Annotated in this window: 18 protein-coding genes; 11 read left to right on the forward strand and 7 right to left on the reverse strand. The window is 51.6% G+C overall.

Annotated elements, in window-relative coordinates; all coding sequences use genetic code 11:
* Positions 1 to 140 precede the first annotated feature (140 nt).
* A complete protein-coding gene (gene serB, locus VRZ32_RS07760) occupies positions 141 to 1079 on the reverse strand; it encodes a phosphoserine phosphatase SerB (protein WP_414525178.1) in 939 nt (312 codons plus the stop codon).
* A gap of 11 nt (positions 1080 to 1090) precedes the next feature.
* Between serB and miaA the strand changes: the two genes are divergently transcribed.
* Positions 1091 to 1990, forward strand: a complete 900-nt coding sequence (gene miaA, locus VRZ32_RS07765; RefSeq protein WP_414525179.1) for a tRNA (adenosine(37)-N6)-dimethylallyltransferase MiaA — start codon at positions 1091 to 1093, stop codon at positions 1988 to 1990.
* An 87-nt stretch (positions 1991 to 2077) separates the two neighbouring features.
* Here the strand turns inward: miaA and trxA are convergent, their stop codons facing one another.
* The 4 genes from trxA to VRZ32_RS07785 form a co-directional block, all read right to left on the reverse strand.
* Positions 2078 to 2398, reverse strand: coding sequence for a thioredoxin TrxA (gene trxA, locus VRZ32_RS07770; RefSeq protein WP_414526167.1), 321 nt, complete (start codon positions 2396 to 2398; stop codon positions 2078 to 2080).
* 198 nt (positions 2399 to 2596) lie between these two features.
* Entirely contained in the window at positions 2597 to 3520 is a 924-nt protein-coding gene (gene prpB / locus VRZ32_RS07775; protein WP_414525180.1) for a methylisocitrate lyase, read from the reverse strand.
* 181 nt (positions 3521 to 3701) lie between these two features.
* Positions 3702 to 4877, reverse strand: a complete 1176-nt coding sequence (prpC, locus tag VRZ32_RS07780) for a 2-methylcitrate synthase (RefSeq protein WP_414525181.1) — start codon at positions 4875 to 4877, stop codon at positions 3702 to 3704.
* Between the two features lie 3 nt (positions 4878 to 4880).
* Positions 4881 to 6401: an MmgE/PrpD family protein gene (locus tag VRZ32_RS07785; protein WP_414525182.1), complete on the reverse strand. Its 1521-nt coding sequence runs from the start codon at positions 6399 to 6401 to the stop codon at positions 4881 to 4883.
* 287 nt (positions 6402 to 6688) lie between these two features.
* Between VRZ32_RS07785 and VRZ32_RS07790 the strand changes: the two genes are divergently transcribed.
* A complete protein-coding gene (locus VRZ32_RS07790) occupies positions 6689 to 8188 on the forward strand; it encodes a short-chain fatty acyl-CoA regulator family protein (protein ID WP_414525183.1) in 1500 nt (499 codons plus the stop codon).
* Between the two features lie 354 nt (positions 8189 to 8542).
* Complete coding sequence (locus VRZ32_RS07795; RefSeq protein ID WP_414525184.1) at positions 8543 to 10879, forward strand: hypothetical protein; 2337 nt, start codon at positions 8543 to 8545, stop codon at positions 10877 to 10879.
* Positions 10880 to 11009: 130 nt separating this feature from the next.
* On the opposite strand, the gene VRZ32_RS07800 is transcribed toward VRZ32_RS07795, so the two are convergent.
* Entirely contained in the window at positions 11010 to 12128 is a 1119-nt protein-coding gene (locus tag VRZ32_RS07800) for a DNA recombination protein RmuC (RefSeq protein WP_414525185.1), read from the reverse strand.
* A 120-nt stretch (positions 12129 to 12248) separates the two neighbouring features.
* On the opposite strand from VRZ32_RS07800, the gene def reads away from it, so the two are divergent.
* From def to VRZ32_RS07840, 8 genes are all read left to right on the forward strand, one after another.
* A complete protein-coding gene (gene def / locus VRZ32_RS07805; protein ID WP_414525186.1) occupies positions 12249 to 12764 on the forward strand; it encodes a peptide deformylase in 516 nt (171 codons plus the stop codon).
* Between the two features lie 46 nt (positions 12765 to 12810).
* Positions 12811 to 13368: a GNAT family N-acetyltransferase gene (locus VRZ32_RS07810; RefSeq protein ID WP_414525187.1), complete on the forward strand. Its 558-nt coding sequence runs from the start codon at positions 12811 to 12813 to the stop codon at positions 13366 to 13368.
* Positions 13369 to 13591: 223 nt separating this feature from the next.
* Positions 13592 to 14200 (forward strand): 50S ribosomal protein L25/general stress protein Ctc, encoded by a 609-nt coding sequence (locus VRZ32_RS07815; protein ID WP_414525188.1) that lies wholly within the window; start codon positions 13592 to 13594, stop codon positions 14198 to 14200.
* Between the two features lie 91 nt (positions 14201 to 14291).
* On the forward strand, positions 14292 to 14906 hold the full coding sequence (gene pth, locus VRZ32_RS07820) for an aminoacyl-tRNA hydrolase (protein ID WP_414525189.1): 615 nt from the start codon (positions 14292 to 14294) through the stop codon (positions 14904 to 14906).
* A 108-nt stretch (positions 14907 to 15014) separates the two neighbouring features.
* Complete coding sequence (ychF, locus tag VRZ32_RS07825; RefSeq protein WP_414525190.1) at positions 15015 to 16112, forward strand: redox-regulated ATPase YchF; 1098 nt, start codon at positions 15015 to 15017, stop codon at positions 16110 to 16112.
* A gap of 25 nt (positions 16113 to 16137) precedes the next feature.
* Positions 16138 to 16821: a deoxyribonuclease V gene (nfi, locus tag VRZ32_RS07830; RefSeq protein ID WP_414525191.1), complete on the forward strand. Its 684-nt coding sequence runs from the start codon at positions 16138 to 16140 to the stop codon at positions 16819 to 16821.
* Positions 16822 to 16874: 53 nt separating this feature from the next.
* Positions 16875 to 17948 carry a mannosyltransferase family protein gene (locus VRZ32_RS07835; protein ID WP_414525192.1) on the forward strand — a complete coding sequence of 358 codons (1074 nt, stop codon included), beginning with the start codon at positions 16875 to 16877 and terminating at the stop codon, positions 17946 to 17948.
* Positions 17945 to 18490, forward strand: a complete 546-nt coding sequence (locus tag VRZ32_RS07840) for a hypothetical protein (protein ID WP_414525193.1) — start codon at positions 17945 to 17947, stop codon at positions 18488 to 18490. The genes VRZ32_RS07835 and VRZ32_RS07840 overlap by 4 nt, the downstream gene beginning before the upstream one ends.
* A 7-nt stretch (positions 18491 to 18497) precedes the next feature.
* Here VRZ32_RS07840 and VRZ32_RS07845 read toward each other — a convergent pair whose 3' ends face one another.
* Positions 18498 to 22037 carry a NahK/ErcS family hybrid sensor histidine kinase/response regulator gene (locus tag VRZ32_RS07845; RefSeq protein WP_414525194.1) on the reverse strand — a complete coding sequence of 1180 codons (3540 nt, stop codon included), beginning with the start codon at positions 22035 to 22037 and terminating at the stop codon, positions 18498 to 18500.
* Positions 22038 to 22106: the final 69 nt, after the last annotated feature.

Consider the following 22106-nt stretch of genomic DNA (forward strand, 5'->3'; position numbering starts at 1 on the left):
CTTACAATATAAGCTGATGTAAAAAAGCCTCACGTATATATGGCATTAACGCCTGTTTTCCCCATCCGTTAATGCCATTAGAGCAAAATGCATTCAAGTTACGTGGGCATTTTGCTCTAATCATTTATTCGTGTATCAGCTCAAAACAGACTAGAGTCGGCTATAAAATCTTCTCGTTTGTATCCTTGGATATAGAGGAGGGCGGTTAGGTCGGAGTTTTCAATCCGTGCATGCGCGGCAGCAGCCACCGCAGGCTTGGCACGGAAGGCAACACCTAAACCAGCTTCCCCCAGCATCGCAAGATCATTAGCGCCATCACCTACCGCAAGTGTCTCGTGAGAAGAGAGACCATTCTTTTCACGCAGTTCATGCAGAGTGGCGCGCTTGGCTTCCCGGCCTAGAATAGGCTCCTGAACAAGCCCGCTAAGGTGATCATCCGCAACCAGAAGACGGTTGGCGCGATGCTCATGAAAGCCGGTTAGCATTGCAATGCGCTGCGTGAAGAGCGTGAACCCACCGGACACAAGGCACGTATAAACGCCCTTGGCGCGCAAGGTTTGCACCAACCGCATTGCGCCGGGCGTGAGGGTGATGCGCTCCGCGATGATCCGATCAATCATTGCGACTGGCAGGCCTTTGAGCAGCGCCACACGCTCACGGAGTGCGGGTTCGAATTCAAGCTCACCGCGCATGGCACGTTCGGTAATGCTGGATACCTTTTCCTTCAGTCCGACAAAATCCGCGAGCTCATCAATGCATTCCTGACCGATGATGGTTGAGTCCATATCAGCCAGAAATAGACGCTTGCGACGCCCCAGCAGGGGCTGAACGACCACGTCAATCGGCTCATTCCCCACAGCTGCCCGCACACGATCGGCGATATCACGCGACGAATCGGTACTTTCTGGCGTAAACACCAGGTCGGCAGCGATATCGGTATCAAGCCAACGTGCTGATGGCGCCCCTGGAAGGGCTTGCGCTGCACGACGAACAACGGCATCGCTAACCGCTGGCACAGCTGGGCTGGCAATGAGCGTGGCGACAAATGGGGTAATGGCGGATTGTGTTGCAGATGTCATGCGAACCAACAATGATTGAGGGTGATGGGGAGCCGGAAAAGGTTCGAGCTATTCTCATCGCAGGCCCAACCGCTTCAGGCAAGTCTGCTCTTGCGATTTCTATGGCGCAACGCATGAATGGCGTGGTGGTTAATGCGGATTCCATGCAGGTTTATGCGGATCTACGCACCATCACCGCTCGTCCCAGCGTTGAGGAAGAGGCTGAGGCACCACATCGTCTTTTCGGCCATGTCGATGCGGCCGAAAATTATTCGGTTGGGCGATGGCTGATCGATGTCTCTACTGTGCTGGATGATATTTGGGCTAACGGCAAGCTGCCCATCATCACGGGCGGTACCGGGCTTTACTTCAAGGCGCTTCTTGAGGGGTTATCAGATATTCCTCCCGTGCCTGATGAGATACGCGCAACTGTTCGTGCTGAGGCTGAAGCACGTGAGACATCTTTGCTCTATGCGGACTTTGCCGCGCGCGATCCGGAAACAGCATCAAACCTACGTCCCACAGACCGACAACGCATCATCCGTGCAATGGAGGTTTTGGTTGCTACAGGAAAGCCCCTGGCATCATTCCGCCATGCCCGTCGGCCAGGTCTGCTTGATGGTGTGCCGGTAAGAAAGATGTTTCTTGCGCCTGAGCGCGCCGAGGTCAATCAACGCATCAACAGTCGTTTTATTACAATGATGGAGCGCGGGGCGTTGGAAGAAGTGCGGCGTATGGCAGAACGGAATCTCGATCCTGCACTTCCAGCCATGCGCGCTCATGGCGTGCCGTGGCTTATACGTTATTTACGGGGTGAAATCGGCCTTGATACGGCAATTGCGGGTGGCCAAACAGACACCCGTCATTATGCCAAACGGCAATTCACCTGGTTCCGGCATCAATTGGCCGATTTCGAGTGGATTGCCGCTTGAGAGATAGTATGCACGATTCTGGGCAAGCAAATTAAACTTGTAAGAAGTAGCTTCAACTTGCCCAGCAGGGTGCATCTCCAAACGATCTTAAGTGTTGGCATTAATCCAGCTTGATAGATCGCCCTTATGCGATGCGCCAACTTTCTGCGCTGCAAGCTTGCCATTCTTAAACAGCAGAAGCGTTGGAATCGAGCGGATACCGAACTGTGCTGCCGTATCTGGATTCTCGTCAACGTTTAGCTTGACGATCTTCACCTTGCCGCTGAACTCGGTTGAAAGCTCTTCAAGGGCAGGGGCAATAGCCCGGCAAGGGCCGCACCATTCGGCCCAGAAGTCTACGACAACAGGCTCGGACGCTCTCAGCACATCGGCTTCAAAGCTGGAATCGGTCACCTTACTGGTCATGATTAAAATCCTTAATATGGAATATGCGCATCAGCGCCTCTTACCAAATAAGGTAAGGAAGGCCAACTTGACGGTCAAGCAGGCGAGGTTCCCCATTGCTCAACCCACGTGTATTTACACACTTTTACGATGAATCACCGTCCTGAAGCGCCCATCCGGAGGCGGCGCATAAGCGTTATCTCCGAATCCGCATGGCGTGGATTATTTTTCATCGAGACGGGTTGGCGGAACGATCGTCGCGACGATTGAGGAATCGAGCGCCTCATATTGTGCCAGACCGATGGTGTCGTAAAGCTCGGCACGCGTCTGCATATCATCCAGCACGGCCTTAACCGAGCCATCGCGCTTCAACGCAGTATAGAGCTTTTCCTGGGCTTTGTTAGCGACGCGCAGCGATGATACCGGCCAAATAATCATCTTGTAGCCGAAATCTTCAAATTCTTTCGCTGTGTAATATGGCGTGCGACCAAACTCCGTCATGTTGCCGAGTAAAGGTACGCCAGGCATGCGGCGTGCGAATTCGCGGAAAAGCTCTGCATCGTTCAATGCTTCCGGGAAGATCGCATCGGCACCAGCTTCCATATAAAGCTTGGCGCGGGCCACAGCACCTTCAATGCCTTCACTCGCCGCTGCGTCAGTACGTGCGATGATATAAAGGTGCCGGCGCGCCTTGGCAGCTGCCGCAACCTTTGCCGCCATGTCATGAGCATCGGCAAGTTTCTTGTCGTTGAGATGGCCGCACTTCTTGGGCAGAAGCTGATCCTCGATATGCACTGCGCCTGCGCCTGCATCCTCGAATGTGCGCACCATGTGCATCACATTCAGCGCTTCACCATAGCCAGTATCGCCATCGACAAGTACCGGCAAGCCGGACGCACGCGCAACCTGGCGGATAAAGAACGCCACCTCATCAACAGTGATGATACCCAGATCGGGCAGCCCCATCGATGCCGTCATCGCAGCGCCGGAAAGGTACGCCGCATCGAAACCCGCATTGCGCACCTGAATCGATGCCTGCCCGTTATGGGCGCCCGGAATCTGCAAAATGCCGCCACGCTCAACCAATGCACGAAAGCGCAGGCCAGCGGGTTCATTGGGGAGATCTGAGGCAACTAGATAAGGCATAGTTTTATTTCCTCTGTCCGATGTTGTGGCTCTGGCCGTGTTTTTACTGAATAGCAGGCAGCCGCCTAACACCAAAACTTCTCACCAGCTCGGATGAAAGCGTATGAGCGGCATTGGAGCGTGATCGAAAACCAGTGATTAAAGGGGAAAGCCGGCAGGTAGTCCCGCCGGCCATCGATACTTATGATGGGGAAGTGCGCTTGTTGATCGGCACAAACATAAGATTTTCCGGTCCTGTGTAATTGGCAGACGGGCGGATGATCTTGTTGTCCACGCGCTGCTCAATGATATGCGCCGCCCAACCTGACGTGCGCGCAATCACAAACAACGGCGTAAACATAGCCGTGGGCACGCCGAGCATGTGATACGAGACAGCGCTGAACCAATCGAGGTTGGGGAACATCTGTTTGACATCCCACATCACAGATTCAATCCGTGCTGCGATATCAAACAGCCCCTTGGACCCGGCATCCTCGGAAAGGTGACGCGCCACTTCCTTGATCACGACATTGCGTGGGTCTGATACCGTATAAACCGGGTGACCAAAGCCGATGATCACTTCCTTCGCCTCTACGCGCTTACGGATATCGGCCTCTGCCTCATCCGCATTGGCATAACGCTTCTGGATATCGAACGCGACTTCGTTGGCTCCCCCATGCTTGGGACCGCGCAATGCGCCGATAGCGCCTGTGATAGCAGAGTAGAAGTCCGAACCCGTGCCAGCAATGGAACGCGCGGTAAAGGTTGAAGCATTGAACTCATGCTCGGCATAGAGAATGAGTGAAACGTGCATCGCCTTTACCTGAGAAGGCGTTGGCTTCTTGCCATGCAGCAGGTGCAGGAAGTGCCCACCGATGGAATCGTCATCCGTCTCTACATCGATCCGGCGGCCATTGTGGCTGAAGTGATACCAGTAGAGCAGCGCCGACCCCAATGATGCCAGCAGGCGATCCGCGATATCACGTGCACCCGGATGGTTATGATCAGTCGCTTCCGGCAGCACGCTGCCAAGCACCGAAACAGCCGTGCGCTGCACGTCCATCGGATGCGCGGAAGCGGGCAATGTCTCCAGCACCAGTCTGAGAGCTGCAGGCAATCCACGCAACTCGCGTAACTTTGCCTTATAGGCATCAAGCTCGGTTTGTGTTGGCAGATGCCCATAGATCAGCAGGTGAGCGATTTCCTCGAACTCACTGTCCTTTGCGAGGTCGAGAATATCATATCCGCGATAGTGCAGATCGTTACCGGTGCGCCCCACCGTGCAGAGCGCGGTGTTGCCGGCAACGACGCCCGAAAGCGCAACCGATTTTTTCGGCGCTGGCTTTGGGGCCTCGGAGGACGTTTCGGTTACGCTCATCAATCACTTGCCTCCCTTCCAGTCGAAAATGCCAGATGCAGGCTTGATCAACTTACCAGCTGGCAGTGTGAAGGTCAGACCACCAAGCTCAGCGGCTGAAAGCTCTGGCAGGCGCTCAACAAGGGCGAGGAAGCGATCCTGCTCCACTGCATCCAGCACGCCTTCCGATAGCGTGCGGAACTTGTTGATGTAGTCAGCACGTTTGAAGGGACGCGCACCAAGCGGATTAGCGTCAGCAATCGCCAACTCGTCCTCAATTACGCTGCCATCGTCAAGCGTGATGACAACACGGCCGCCGAATGCCTTATCCTTTGGATCATGCGAGTGGTAGCGACGTGTCCACTCGGGATCTTCTACCGTCGAGATCTTATGCCACAAGGCAATTGTTGCCGGGCGATTAGCACGCTCTGGTGCATAGCTGTGCTCATGGTGCCAGCCGCCATCTTCCAGCGCAACCGCAAAGATGTACATGATCGAGTGATCAAGCGTCTCACGGCTGGCCTTCGGATCCATCTTCTGCGGATCGTTCGCACCCGTACCAATCACATAATGCGTGTGATGGCTGGTGTGGATGACGATGCTTTTCACCTTCGACAGATCACCAACCTTCGGCCCCATACGGCGGGCGAGGTCGATAAGCGCCTGACTCTGATACTCGGCCGAGTGCTCTTTGGTGTAAGTTTCGAGGATAGCGCGCTTGGGCTCGCCCTTTGCTGGTAGCGGCACGATATACTCGGCCTTCGGACCGGAAAGCATCCACGCGATGAATCCATCTTCACCTTCCCAGGCAGGTGAAGGCGCACCTTCACCGCGCAATACGCGATCAACCGCCTCAACTGCCAGCTTGCCGGCGAATGCAGGCGCATAAGCCTTCCAGCTGGAGATCTCCCCCTTGCGGGATTGGCGCGTGGTTGTCGTGGTGTGAAGCGCCTGCTGTACCGCCTGATAGATGATCTCGGTTGGCAGCTTGAGAAGCGTACCAATACCAGCAGCAGCAGATGGGCCAAGATGGGCAATGTGGTCGATCTTGTGCTCGTGCAGGCAAATGCCCTTCACGAGGTCGACCTGGATTTCGTAACCCGTTGCAAGACCGCGAATAAGATCAGCACCATTCTGGCCAGTATGCTGCGCAACCGCGAGAACCGCCGGGATGTTATCGCCCGGATGGGAATAATCAGCAGCAAGGAATGTGTCGTGGAAATCAAGCTCGCGCACAGCAACGCCATTAGCCCATGCAGCCCATTCCGGCGAGATGCGCTGACCCTGCTCCAGACCGAAAACAGTCGCGCCTGGCTGATATGGGTGTGCAACGGCCTGCCCACGCGCGCTCGCCACAGGACGGCGGTTGACGGAGGCAGCTGCAACAGCAGCGTTATCGATGATACGGTTACCGATCATGTCCACAACAGCAGGCTCAACGGCGACCGGATCAGCAGCGACCTCGGCTATTTTCCATGCGAGCTGATCTTCACGCGCCAGATGTTCTGACGACTTGTAAGTGCGGACCTTGTGCTGGGTAACCATTGGATGCTCCTTGGACGTTAATTGAGCCAGTAAGCGTCGATGCGCTGCGATCCCGTCTGATATTCTGGCGGCCAACGAGGATAAACCGCATGACATTTTACGGAATAACCGAAGCCTTAAAAGCAGTATGACAGGAAATGCCCTTCATCGACATCATGCTTGTATAGTTTGCAATATATGCAAATACACAATGCAGCAAGATGCCTGTGATGCATAGTTTTTACGCCTTGCATGTGCTATTTTGCGAATATTGCAAATTTATATAAAGCCCGCACAGGAGAAGGTGTTTGCCAAAAAGGACTTCAGCCACAAAGCGGGAAGCAAGAAAGAAAAACTTCATTGGCGTGCGCCTTCGTCGACTGCGGGAAGACAGGCAGATGACGCAACAGGCGCTTGCACGCGCCATTGGCTTGTCGGCGAGTTATCTTAATCAGCTGGAAAATAACCAGCGGCCGGTCACCACGGCACTTCTGTTGCGGTTTGATGCGCTCTTTGGCAATGACATACAGCTCTTGTCAGAAGATGATGAGGCGCGCTTGATCGCCGATCTTGGCGATGCCGTTGCAGATCCCTTTCTGGGCGAACACATTTCACGCGCCGAAGTGCAGGAGCTTGCCGCAACAATGCCGGCGGTGGCACGGGCCTTCATTCACCTGCATGGTCGCTATCGGCAAATGGCAGAGCAAGCAGCAACATTAGCCGCACGAATAAGCGACGACAGAACCGGAGAGGCCAGAGCCACGCCAGAAGCAATTCTACCCTTCGCACCCTTTGAAGAAGTGCGCGAGTTTATGTATGAGCGCCACAATTATATAGAAGAGATTGATATTGCCGCTGAAAACCTCTCAGCCGTAACAAATCTTCCGCCGGGAAATGCAGCATCAGAGCTCATAGCCCTCATTGCACAAAGGCATGGTGTACGTGTTGAAATCTCCACGCAAGCAGAAGGCGCAGATCGGGAGGTGCAGCGCAGCTATGATCCGCAATCGCACATTCTGCAGCTCTCATCCCGCCTGCGGGCTGGACAACAGGCATTCCAGATCGCGACACAACTTGCGCTACTTGAGCAGGATGATCTAATCAGCACCCTGGTAAATCAAGGGCGCTTCATGAGCACAGAAGCGCGACGGCTCGCGCGGATTGGACTAGCTAATTATTTTGCCGGGGCCTTGATCCTGCCTTATCGCACGTTTCTTCAGGCGGCAGAGGCCCTGCGCTATGATATCGATTTGCTTAGCCATCGCTTTGGCGTCGGCTACGAGACAATCTGTCATCGCCTCAGCACGCTGCAACGACAAGATGCGCGAGGCGTGCCGTTTTTCTTTATCCGCGTAGATCGCGCTGGAAACATTTCCAAGCGCCAGTCAGCAACTGATTTTCACTTTTCACGCATTGGCGGCACTTGCCCATTATGGAATGTCTATGATGCATTTGCGCACCCGGGAAAAGTGCTGACGCAGATCGCCCGCATGCCCGATGGACGCGCCTATCTTTGGATTGCCCGCACAGTTTCCCGAGATCATGGCGGATACAGAGCGCCAAGTAAAACATTTGCAGTAGCGCTGGGCTGTGACTTGCGCCACGCAGAAAGGCTCGTCTACTCAGACGGACTGGATCTGAGCAATCCGGCAGCGGCCACGCCTATAGGCGTCGGCTGTAAAGTATGCGACCGGCCATCCTGCCCGCAACGCGCGTTTCCACCCATTGGCAAAACATTAGAAGTTGATGAAACACGCCGTGTTTTCTCACCTTATTCTGACAAGCTTAAATTTCAGACCAGAGAATAAGCAATAAAAATCAATAAATTAAAGTAACCTTTCGTTCAAATCGACGATCAATTTCTGCCGTTATCGCCGACGGATGTTCACAAGTTGACTTTCGCCCCCAAAGAGGTTAATTTCTTACAAGTTAATTATTTTCGCACTAAAAGTTACATCATTAATTTATTATCAAAAATTACCTAAACTCACATACAGAAATAAATTCTAGAAATATAAAATTCTAAATACAAACAATACCCCATTTTATCGCATTTCTACATGTGAATTTTTAATAAATTAAGGCATTAAATCATGTCATTAGCGCTATCTAATTCATCCTTAACATTATCTAACTCATCTCTTCATGATAGCGGCTATATCATGGTTGATAGTGAAGCCTTTGAGCATACTGAAACTCTTGAGCAGGCGGATGGCGCAAACAATCAAGAAAGTTGGTCATCATGGCCGTTAAGCTTGCATGGCAAATTTTTTCAGACCTCGAGTCTGGAGTTATCAACTGATATTGATCATAAAACGGTAAGCATCCAGCCAACCGATAAGGGGCTTTGGAACACGCTATCTGAATATATATCTTTTCCAGTAGGAATGATAAGTGACTACTTTAATTTGTATAAAGGACGTCAGGAAATAGCGCGTAAAGCTGAAGCTTCCTTCATAGCTAAAAACAATACATTGATAGACGCGCTTCGGGTAAAAAAAGAAAATTCAGCAGTTACATGCAGCAACATCAAGAGCAAGATTGAAGATTTTCTAAATAAAACAGAAAATCAGGTCTCGGCGGAGAAAATTTCTAACATCATCGAACTGATTACTGTTGGAGAGAACATTGCCACAGCTTTATTTTCATCCCGGCATGACCCAGAAGGCAAGCTCGTTTTAGAAATTAATGGGCAAGAATATGAAATTGAGAGTAACAGCTACACAACCCTTGCGCTTAGCTGGTATATGATGGCGTCCGCCGCCTCTCAAGATGTACTTCGCAATACTATAGATGCCAGCTACGCCAGTTTGGCCAGTGATATGCTTGAATCCGGCACGTTTATAATGAAAGATCCGGATCAACGCATTTACAAATTCCTTACAAGTAATAAAGAATCGTATAAGCGCATATCAACGCATTTCGCAGAGCGCGTAGGGCATGATGAGAAGTTTATTGTGCCAGGAGTGCTCGTCAAACCTCTTCAAAATGGGATTGAAGACTTTGAAAGGCGCATGCCTGGTCAAAGCGGCACGATACTTTTTGATTGCCTCAAGCCCAGCGAAAACGATGGCGTATCCGAGTTATTTGTAAAGTTTGAAAGCACCGGCTGTCCGCCGTTGTTCAATAGTGCCACAAATGCTGACTTACGCACGTCATCTTTAGTCGCTTATGCTGCGATACAGCATCATTTGGAGCATACTTTCAGCTTCTTGGGATCACGCGGCTCGCATACTCCTAGCGCTAACACCCAAAATGTTCGTCAGGAACATCTATATAAAGGCGTCCTAGAGCATATATACAAAAAAATAATATCTATATTTGAAAAAGCAGGAAATTTAGATCAAACGCCTGCCGGTTTATACATTGGCAACAAGCAATCCTCTTCTGATATTTCTAAGAAAATGAAAAAGTTTGGCCTTCCTGCTGCAAAGAGGGAGATTAATGCACTTATTGCAGAAGCTACTACCAAGAAATGTCGGGGCATTCGAAAGGAAGCCCTGAATCTTCTTGCTGATATCTTGCGGGAAACGCAGCGACTCGGCCTTGCCTCAGATCAATATGGAATTGAGAGAAGGGGAGCAGAAGTTCATATCTCCCTGAACCCCTCTGAAGTAGAGCAAAACATACATCAGGCAGATAGAAACTACGTACCACAGACAAATGTTGTAACGGCAGATGATATGCCGATGAGTAGTCTTTTAAATGACTCAGAAACAGCAAGCTCTGCGTTTTCACGTGGAATCTTTGGGGGCTCTGTCGTTCAGAATATGCTTCGAGGATCCTCTCTCTATAAACTCGATGAGGATTCAGCCACTACAACAAACAAGCTCATTCAACATGGAAGCGAACAGAAAGCGGAAATTCACCTCTCCCTGAACTCCTCCCAAGTAACTAATAATACCGATATTGCACCGGCAAACGATGCGCTCACAAGTTCACGAGACACTTTAGGAAACTTTGGGGTTCAGGATACGATTCTGACGCCTTCCCTTAATGAACACGATGATGCAAGCTTATTCGTTACAACAAACGAACATGTTCAATATGAAAGCGAGCAGGAAGCGGAAGCGCATATCCTACTGAATTCCCCACAAGCAGATAACAATTCCGATGTTGTAACGACAGACGGCATATCAATGAGCGACATATCTGATAGCTCAGATATGATAAGCTCTACATCTGCACGCCGTTCCTTTGGAGTTTCTGGTGAACAGAATACGATTCTGACATCATCTCTCAATGAACAAGATGATGAAATTTCAATTGCTACAACAAATGAATCCATCGCCTCCCAGAACGATATCCCTGCACTGGATACCATTCAATCAACGGCGAAAAATGCTGCCTCGTCAGATGAAGTTTCGCCCCCTCCCGGTCCTCCTCCAACTGAAAACGACACCAAGAAAACTGCGGGTATTTTTGACTCTATATTTTCATGGATTGGTAGCTGGGCGAGCTATTTCACTAACCTTATAAAATACCTTATCCGTTGGTAATTAATAGCTCAGACGGGAGAATAACCTGGAGACCAAGCAACCAAAGGTGAAGCCAGAAGCCTGCTCTCAGCTTGCAAAAACGAGGAGAGCAGGGTCGTGTTCATGGTTCATGTGGTCTCTAGTTTTCTGTCTACCCCTCAAATTCCAGCGTGGTAATTGCATCGCCTCGCCGTGTAACCTTTTCCGCTGATATGCGGATTTGACCAATATCATCCTGCGCCTGCCGGAAATGCGTATCAAGCTTTTCCACACGATCGCGCAGACGCCCCACATCATCAAGCATGCGGCGCACTTCGGTCTGGATGGTTTGAGCCTCTTCACGCATCCGCGCATCACGCACTAGAGATTGAACGAGCTGTATTGCCATTGTTAAAAGAGAGGGGGAGACAATAACCACACGCGCACGGTTTGCTCTTTGCACCAGATCATCAAAATGCTCATGCAGATCGGCATAAACTGATTCCGAAGGCACAAACAGAAGCGCCATATTCTGCGTTTCTCCCGGGATGAGATATTTGTCAGCAATGTCACGGATATGAATGCCGACATCATTTCTCACGCGCTGGATCGCACGTTTTTTAGCTTCGACATCTTGGGCGTCGCGAAACGCTGAAATGCCTTCCAGCGGAAATTTGGCATCAATAACGAGCGGCGCATCACCCGGCAGACTCACAAGGCAATCAGGCCGCTTGCCATTGGCCAATGTTGGCTGAAATTGGTAAGCATTCATAGGCAGGCCATCACGCACGATTGCCTCCATACGCCCCTGTCCAAATGCTCCACGCGCCTGCTTGTTTGCAAGCACATCCTTCAACCCCACAACATGACTGGTTAATTCGGAGAGGTTTTTCTGTGCCGCATCAATCAGCGCTAATCGTTCATTGAGGCTGCTAAGGTGTGTAACGGTTTGTTGCGCAGAAGATTCCAGGTTCTGTCCAACACGATGCTGCAATCCTTCCAGCCGTTCAGCTACAAAGCGGGCGAGATCATTTTGCCGTGTGCCGAAAATCTCCGCGACGGTTTGCATCCGCCCCGTCATTTGCGCCTGCAAGTTATGCATTTCATTTATGCGCGCATCCAGATCCCGGGCGCGTTCATCTGCCAAGAAAGTCTCATCGCGTCGCGAGCGAATAAAGCCTGAAAGCTGCAACGCAATAATGACAAGAAGAACGAGCGCAGCAATACCCGCGCCCGCAACAAGATGCGCCAGCTGAAATGCATGGCCAAAAAGGATAATAGTGTCATTCATATTGCTACTTTAACCGATTCGCGCATTAATGCGAACAAAAAAAGAACGATGAAGTGATGTCCTTATATTGACCTGAATGAAAAGAATGCTTATCTCGCATGGATTGAGGTTAGAGGCAGCATGACAATTCTTCCCATTCTTGTGATTCCCGACCCCCGGCTAAAGATGGTTTCCGAGCCGGTGGAGGCTATTACCGATGATATACGCAAGCTCGTCACAGACATGTACGAGACCATGTATGACGCGCCCGGCATTGGGCTTGCAGCCATACAGGTTGGTGTAGCAAAGCGCTTGCTTGTGGTGGACGTAGGTAGCCGGGAGGAGGGGCAACAGCCACTCACGGTCATCAATCCTGAAATCATTTGGGAATCTGATGATGAGTTCCGCATCCATCAGGAAGGATGCCTATCGATTCCGGAATATTTTGAGGAAGTCGAGCGACCAGCATGCATTCGCATGCGCTATATGGACCTTGATGGAAATACACAGGAAATTGATGCCGATGGATTGCTGGCTACGTGCTTGCAGCATGAAATAGACCACCTTAATGGTGTGCTGTTTATTGATCATCTATCAAAACTCAAGCGCGATAGAGTCAATCGTAAATTTGCCAAGGCGGCAAAGGCTGGCGTCTGACAGCGCTGCTCAGGCAATGTCTAGTTAAGGAGAAACGGGCACAGGCATGGCGACACTCGACACTGCAACGGGGATCATATCCGACCGAACCCGGGAGATGACGCAGCAATCCGTTTGGCGCGCGATGAGGCCAGATGATCTGGGGCATGTACACGCCATCGGCGTGCATGTTCATCCCAGCTATCCTGAGCGCATCGAAGTGTATCAAGAGCGGCTTCGGTTATATCCGAATGGATGCTATGTGTTTGAGATAAATAACGAGATTTATGGATATGTTATCAGCCACCCCTGGCATCCGATGAGGCCTCCCAAGCTTGATAGCCTGGTTGTGGCAATGCCAACTTTTCCTGCAACCTTCTATATCCATGATCTTGCACTACTGCCGCAGGCACGTGGCAATGGGGCGGGGGCTGGCGCTGTTGATGTGCTGGTTGATCATGCGCAAGCTATCGGTCTTGCGGATATCTCTTTGGTCGCGGTGAACAACTCCCTTCCATTCTGGCGCGGGCAGGGGTTTGAGACCATTTCGGATGATGCAATCACAGCTACTTTATCAAGCTATGATGACGATGCTCAATTCATGGTGCGCACGCTCGACATTTAGCTGCGCGATTGGTGCATCAGCTGTATTGTAATTGAGGAAAAAGCCTCTATAAGACACTGGTGCTCGTCTGACACCCTTGGAGGCTCGAGCGCTTTCGTGAACCGAAGGTTCAGGGCCGTGCATAATGCGCGGCTGTTTGTGTTTTCGGTATTCGTTGTATTGCCGCAAGGATTGGGTGGTCTATCCCTTCGATCCTGCGACTGACTATTTAAGGATTAAAAATATGTCCGCTGCCAAAACGGCTGCAAAACAGCTTAAGGCCACGGCGCGCGATGGGGTTGGCAAGGGGGCTGCCCGTGCAATTCGTCGTCAGGGTCAGGTTCCTGCTGTGATTTATGGCCTCGGTGCACCTGCACAGCCAATCGCACTGAATTTCAATGAGACGAAGCGTCTTATTTACGCCGGTGGCTTCCTCAGCACGCTCTTCGAAATCGAAGTTGATGGCAAGAAGACCCGCGTTATTCCTCGCGACTACCAGCTTGACAAGGTGAAGGATTTCCCACTTCACGTTGACTTCCTGCGCGTTGCACAGGGCGCAAAGATTGAAGTTGAAGTGCCGCTGCACTTCATCAACCAGGATAAATGCCCTGCAATCAAGAACGGCGGCTCGCTGAACATCGTTCACCACAAGATTGCACTGGTTGTTGCTGCTGACGCGATTCCTGACTTCGTCGAGGTTGATGTGAGCAAGCTTGAAATCGGCTCTTCGATCCACGCTGACGGCCTCGTGCTGCCTAAGGGCGCGGAGTTCGGCGCAATCGAAAGCGACTTCACTGTTGTAACCGTGACAGCTCCGATTGCTAGCGCAACGACGGAAACCGCTGAAGCGTAATCGCTAATGGACAGGCGCGTTAAACAACGCGCCTGTTCCTGCTTTATAAAGATAGAGCATTCCATATATAAATAAGCCTTGAGGGGGCGTTATGCAGCTCATCGTCGGACTGGGAAACCCGGGCGACCGCTATGCGCGCAACCGCCACAATATCGGCTTTATGGCGGTAGAGGCAATTGCCCGCGCCCATAATGCGCCGCCATGGCGCAAACGTTTTCTGGGCATGACAACAGAGGTTGTGCTGGGGACAGAGCGAACGCTGTTGCTATTGCCGCAAACCTATATGAACGAATCCGGTCGCGCCGTCAGTGAAGCTGCACAGTTCTATAAAATACCGCTCAATGATATCGCCGTCTTGCACGATGAGCTTGATTTGGCTCCTGCAAAGCTGCGCATCAAGACAGGCGGTGGCAATGCCGGCCATAACGGATTGCGCTCGATTACCGCACAAGTAGGCAACGAATACCGGCGTGTGCGCCTTGGTATCGGACACCCTGGCGATAAGGCGCGCGTTCATGGTTATGTACTGGGCGACTTTGCAAAAACAGAATTTGACTGGGTAGATGACCTTACCCGTGCTATTGCCGACAACGCAGCGTTGTTAGCCAAGGGCGATGACGTCACTTTCCAAAACCGTGTACATCTGGCTATGGAAGGACGCGGTTGGGGAGATGTCAAAAACATCAGTGAACGTGCATCAGGTTGACGTTAACTGAAGTGCGCCCCACAAAATTGATTATTAATCACGTATAAGAGCTCCGCTGGGGCTTTGCTTTAACGAAAGGGGCGGCGGCGGGCGTCGCTGTTGAGGATCATGGGTTTCAAATGCGGCATTGTTGGACTGCCTAATGTTGGCAAGTCCACTCTCTTCAACGCACTGACGCAGACAGCGGCAGCGCAGGCAGCAAACTATCCGTTCTGCACAATTGAGCCTAATGTGGGCGATGTTGCGGTTCCAGATTCTCGCCTCGATATCCTAGCAAACATCGCATCATCCGGGCAGATTATCCCAACGCGCCTGACGTTTGTTGATATCGCTGGCCTCGTACGGGGCGCATCGCGCGGGGAGGGGCTTGGGAACCAGTTCCTGGGAAATATCCGCGAAGTTGATGCCATTGCCCACGTTGTACGTTGCTTTGAAGATGGCGACATTACGCATGTTGAAGGCAAGATAGATCCGATCAACGATATTGAGACGATTGAGACCGAGCTGATGCTGGCCGATCTCGATAGTCTTGAGAAGCGCGTCATTGCGCTGGAGAAAAAAGCACGCGGGCAGGATAAGGAAGCGAAAGAGGCGCTTGATCTCATTAATCGCACCCTGCCATTGCTGCGTGACGGCAAACCCGCTCGCCTTGTCGAGCTAAAGCCGGAAGAAGAGCGCACATTCGCAGGACTTGGCCTGCTAACCTCAAAGCCAGTACTTTATGTATGCAATGTCGATGAAGGTTCGGCTGAGGCAGGTAATGAGTTCTCGGCGCGGGTGTTTGCACGTGCCAAGGAGGAAGGGGCTGTGGCTGTCGTTGTATCCGCAAAGATCGAGAGCGAAATCGCAGTTTTACCCCTTGAAGAGCAGAAAGATTATCTTGATGCCATTGGCCTTGAAGAGCCTGGCCTGAATCGGGTTATCCGCGCAGGCTATGGGCTGCTTGGACTTGTGACCTATTTCACAATTGGCCCGAAAGAAGCACGCGCCTGGACAATTACGGCCGGCACACGCGCACCGCAAGCAGCTGGCGTGATCCATTCGGATTTCGAAAAAGGCTTCATCCGCTCTGAAACAATTGCCTATGACGATTACGTAGCATTTAAGGGTGAATCTGGAGCGCGTGAGGCTGGCAAATTCCGGCTTGAGGGTAAAGATTACGTTGTTGCAGACGGAGACGTGCTGCACTTCCGTTTTGCTAACTAGTAAAGCTGCTGTGCACCTTCGCAAATTGCATAATTGGGACCTAACGCCCACTCAAGCCATTGCGCTGCAAAAAGAATTGCAGGCGCAGATCATCCATGAGCCCATCGATGTTGATGCGGTGGCGCTTGTGGCTGGTGTTGATGTGAGTGTTAAAAATGGCATATCGCAGGCGGCTGTTGTTGTCTGCGCTTTGCCAAATTTTAAGGTGATCGAAGTGGCTCTCGCTACGCTGCCAACACCTTTTCCATATGTGCCGGGTCTACTTACATTTCGCGAAGGGCCAGTGCTCATCGAAGCCTTTTCACAGCTACGCCATGAGCCAGATGCTTTCCTTTTTGACGGTCAGGGGATAGCGCATCCGCGTCGGATAGGCGTAGCAGCACATATGGGATTGCTACTTGATCGTCCCAGCGTAGGTTGCGGAAAAACGCGGTTATGCGGCTATCATGGTGAACCTGGTCCTGAGAAAGGCTCTTTCACACCCTTGCACGATAAGGTGCGGACACCTGTAAAGAGGCTGGGTGGGCAGGAAGAAATCATCGGGATGGTTGTGCGGACACGAGCAAATGTCTCACCTGTATTCGTCTCACCAGGGCATCGGGCTGATATCCCGACTTCTGTTGCGTTGACAATGCGTTGCACTACACGTTATCGCCTGCCTGAACCTATTCGATTAGCGCATCAGGCTGCAGGCCGGTTAGCGCCTTAAAATAAGGCCGAAATCTTGACAATGAGCTCTTGCGCTTATGCCTGGAGGCGTATGTGAGGCCACTTGATGTAGCCGACAGAAAAATCATTGCTCTGTCGATGGTCTTGTTTCTTCTCAGTTTACTGATCGAATTCATCGCGATTCACTTGTTTGGAGGCTCCTTTGCCGGCCTGTGCGCGTGGGATTGCGAATGGTATGCTGGCATCATCAACGGGGGTTATCATCCCCAATCGCGGGTACATGACTTCGCTGAGGCGGCAAATTGGGCCTTTTTCCCCCTGTTTCCATTGATAGGAGGGGCGGTATCCCGGGTGTTTGACTTGCCCGCGGAAATGGCGCTGCCCATAACAGGGAAAGTCATTTACTTCCTTGCCATCATGGTTTTTATCAAATTTTGCACCACTTACGTGCCACGCATTAATCCGCTGATTTGCGGGCTGGTTCTCGTTCTCAATCCCTATGCAATCTATGCACACACCGGATATACGGAGCCGCTGTATCTGTTGCTCACCTGCTTATCGCTGATATTTATATATCGTGGGCAACCGATTTTGGCTGGGATTTTCGGCGGCGCATTATCTGGCGTGCGCGCCGTAGGTGTAGTGCTGCTGTTCCCATATACCTTGGTGAATCTAAAGCGCTTCTTCATACATCATGAAGAACGACTGAACATCGCGTTAGGCTTCATGTTGATCCCGCTTGGCATGACATTATTCATGACATACCTTCACTACACCATGGGCGATGCCATGGCATTTTCGCACATCCAGCGCGCATGGGATCGTTCACTTCAAAACCCGCTTAGAGTGCTCATCGACAGTATCGGCCCCAACCGGATCTATATGATCTACCAATTCAATCTCGTCATCGCTACTGCGTTGATCATCAAATTGCTCTGGAACAGAACGCCGGAATTGGCGCTGTTTTCGGTGATCAGCATTCTTATCCCGCTCTCTACCGGTGTATGGTCGTTACCGCGTTATATCTGGTGGCAGGCCCCCATTCTTCTGGCCGCAGCGCAAGTATTGCAGCGGCGATGGCTGGCTATGATGATGCTTCCGCTGATGCTGGCAGGGTTGCTGTTTATGTATCGCGGATGGTTTGGCGGAGAGTGGTTTGTGATATGAGCAAGCTTCTTTTACTGGCTGGACTTAGTTTTTACTATCTCTATGTGTTATATCTCATCGCAATGCCGATGGTTAGCGCGCAATATCGCGCGTATTACATGGACAACGAAACAGACATCAGCATTCTGGCTTCTCGCGCACTGCAGTTCGATCCAATTATTCTGGGACAGCGGGAAGATGTTACCAGCCAGCGCATATTTTTCGACGGCTGGTGGGACCCGATTGAAGGCGAACGCCGGTCGCGCCGCAAGCGATCAAGACTGCGCTTTGACCTGACCGAGGAAGATCTGGCGCGGGCACAAGGCAAGATCACAATTGATTATGTGATCCATGATAAACCACATGAAGTGAAGTTCAGCTTTAATCATGTGCCACTCGAAACGCATGAATTAATGCAGAGCGGAACGTTGACATTAAGCATACCTAAAACGCTGCTGGCACAGCATAATAGCTTAACGCTCGATATCCCTGGCGCCGGCCGTGCATCATGGAACGATGAGCGCATTATGGGCATAGGCATTCGCCATGTTACCGTTGAATAGAGTGCAATCAATTACCGACCACATCTAAAGCTTCAACTGCACGCCAGCGCGTTAACAGAGCGCGTAACGCAGCTGGTTTCAAAGGTTTGTTCAGCACGTGAATGCCAGCCGCCTCCGCCAATTGCCGCACAGCAGGTGAACGATCTGCCGTCAGTAGAATGGCCGGCACCTGCTCTCGCAAGCGCTCACGAAGAGTGATGATGGCAGTGAGGCCGTCACCTTGATCAAGATGAAAATCCGCGATCAACACGCGCGGAGTCTGCACTGAATGCGCCAACGTAGTAACTGCGGTTTCAAGACTATCTGCAGCCAGCACTGTGCACCCCCAACCACCGAGCAATTGCTGCATACCCTTAATAATGGCGGGCTCATTATCTATTGCCAGAACAGTGAGCCCTTCAAGCCCAGTTAAAGGCTGCGTGGGAAGTGGAACAGAAGGTTGTTCAGCCGCGACTGATGGAGCAAGAGGCACATTCACAGTAAACACCGTGCCATCACCGGGACGAGAGCGAAGGGCGACGGGATGTCCTAATACACGACTGATGCGTTCAACAATAGACAATCCCAATCCAAGGCCACGCGCCACTTTTGCACCCTGCTGCAAACGCTGAAATTCGCGAAAGACCAGGTGCTGCTGATTAGCGGGAATGCCAAGGCCTGTATCCCAGATTTCGATACGTAAATTCGCCCCCCGTCTGCGTGCCCCCACTAAAACGCGCCCAGACGGCGTGTATTTGATAGCGTTGGAAACAAGGTTCTGAAGCATGCGTCGCAACAGCCGCCGGTCTGAACGAACGGTTAATGACGGCGCGATAACAACTAGCTTGATGCCCTTCTCCTGCGCAGCACCGCTGTACTCACGTTGCATCTGCCGCAACATATCATCAATGCGTAGACTGGAAATCTCGGGCTGCATCACGCCACTGTCGAGACGCGAAATGTCGAGCAAGGCAGTCAGAATTTCCTCAACAGCATCAAGCGAAGCTTCAACATTTTCGGCCATTGCCGCGTTGTCTGATTTGCGATCACGCTCCACAAGAGAAGTAACATAAAGACGTGCTGCGTTTAATGGTTGCAGAATGTCATGACTTGCGGCAGCTAGAAAACGGGTTTTTGAGGCATTGGCCTCATCGGCTTCAGCCTTGGCGCGGGTGAGGGCGAGGTTGAGGTGCATTAGTTCTTCCGTTCGCTCTCGCACACGCTGCTCAAGCGCCTCTTCTTCGGCCGCGGCTTCCGTAATGTCAGTATAGGTCGTTACCACACCGCCATCGGGCAGATGGTTTGAACGCACTTCGATCACTCTGTTGGCGGGGAATAGTCGCAAACGTACGGACTCAATATCTGTAACGAGGCTTGCTAACCGCACAGCAACAAGCTCCTCCGCATCACCAGGACCGTAAGAGCCACGCTCAGCGTTGTAACGCAGGATTTCATCAATGCCGACACCAAAGCGCACCAGGTGTGAGGGCAAATCATAAAGATCGCGAAAGGCACGGTTCCAACCAATCAGCCGTAAATCACGATCCAGAATGGTGATACCTTGTCGTGCGTGATCAAGACCATGCTGGAGGATATCGCGGTTGTATTGGATAGCAGCTGAAGCATCATCAAGGAGGCGCAAGGCATCACGCGTGGATAGATTGCGCCCACGCAACAGCAAGGACAGCACAAGCCGTGAAGATGCCGCACCAATCGCAGACGCCAGCAGATGCTCCGCATGGCGAAGCAGGTGGATATCCGCCTCGCCAGAAACCGGGCCGCCACGATGAGCACTAAAGCTCTCAAAGGCGCGCTCGGTTCGCTCCTGCCCCAAGTAGCGCGCAACAGCGGCCTTCAGATCTTCCACGGAAACAGGGGATGTCCGTAACCAGAATGTCTGCACCATGCCCAGTGGAATACCATCCGATCCCACAAACACATTCGCCTGAAGACGCTCCAAAGCTGTTTCAGGACGTAGAAGAGAGAAAAGAATGTAGGCAGCCAGATTGATCAGCAAGCTCCAGAGCACACCGTGAGTCAGCTCGGGTAGATTGGTGCCGAATAATGCGGTCGGGCGCAACGCTTCTACTGCGAACGGCCCTTGTGCGATAAATGCGGCCCATTCGCCCTCAGTACTCGCGAAGCTTGGCAACAGGAGCGTATATGCCCACATCGCAAAGCCCGCAATCAACCCCGCACTAGCGCCAAGCGCTGTACCACGACGCCAAATGAAGCCGCCAACAAAAGCCGGGCCTAATTGCGCAATTGCCGCAAACGAAAGAAACCCAATTGATGCCAGGGCTGCTTCACCTGATATACGGTAGTAAAGATAGGCCAGCAGGATCACACTGATGATCGATCCGCGCCGCACTAAAAGAACAAACCCACTCAAATCACCAGTGTTATGCGTATTGGCACGGGCGCGCTGGCGGAGCACCAGTGGAATTACCAGATCATTCGAAATCATAATAGCCAACGCAACCGAGTCCACGATTACCATCGCTGTTGCAGCTGATAATCCGCCGATGAAAGCGATTAACGCTATAAGATGCGCACCAGCTGCAAGCGGCAGGGCGAGCACTGTCATATCCGGATCAATAGCACCCTGTGCGAAGGTTACCTGCCCAGCGATAGCTAATGGCAGAACGAAAAGATTTATCGCTATAAGATAAAGCGGAAACATCCACGCAGCACGGCGCACATCAGTGATATTGCGATTTTCGACAATCGTCATGTGGAACTGGCGCGGGAGCAGAATAGCCATGCTCAGCGATAACAAAGTAAGGGTCAGAAAAGTGATAATGTCGGAAGTTTTGTGCTGGATATCATTCTCGGGGTGGTAGATAGCGGCCTTTAGCAGAATGTCTCCAACACCATCAAACATGAAGTAGGTAACAAACACACCAACCGTCAAAAATGCGATTAATTTGACCAGAGACTCAAGCGCAATAGCCAGAACCAGGCCATCCTGATGCTCAGTTGCATCTACGTGACGCGTACCGAACGCGACAGCAAAGAGCGCCAATACAGCCGCAACAACAAAAGCAAGATCAACGCCAAGGGCCGCCGGAGGAAAGAAAGTAACCTCTGGGGCTGCATCGAAAAATACCATCAAAGATGATGAAACAGCCTTAAGCTGCAATGCGATATAAGGAATGACGCCTATGGCAGCGATAATCGTCACCAGCACCGCCACACGGTCGTTCTTGCCATAGCGGGCGGCCATAAAGTCGGCAATCGACGTTATATTTTGTGCTTTCGCAAGCCCAACAATGCGCCCGATAAAACGAAAGCCCAATCCTAGCAAAAGAATCGGGCCTATATAAACGGTCAGAAAATCAAGCCCGGAGCGCCCTGCAAGTCCAACGGACCCGAAGAATGTCCATGATGTGCAATAAACTGCCAAAGTGAGTGCATAAATGCTGGCGCGCGCATTGCCGCCTATCAGTCGCTTTCCAAACGTGTCACCCGCATGCGCAACTGCGAAAAGACCGCACAAGTAAAGCAGGGCAATAAGAACGACCATCCATCCGGCCATGACAAGACCTACCATCACTTTGGAATGCATCAATATTCATGCCCTGACGCGAACCTTAACACATCCCTGAATACCAAACTGAAGCATAACTCAGCGACT

The organism is Pseudochelatococcus sp. G4_1912, assembly GCF_047501465.1.
Taxonomy (GTDB): domain Bacteria; phylum Pseudomonadota; class Alphaproteobacteria; order Rhizobiales; family Beijerinckiaceae; genus Pseudochelatococcus.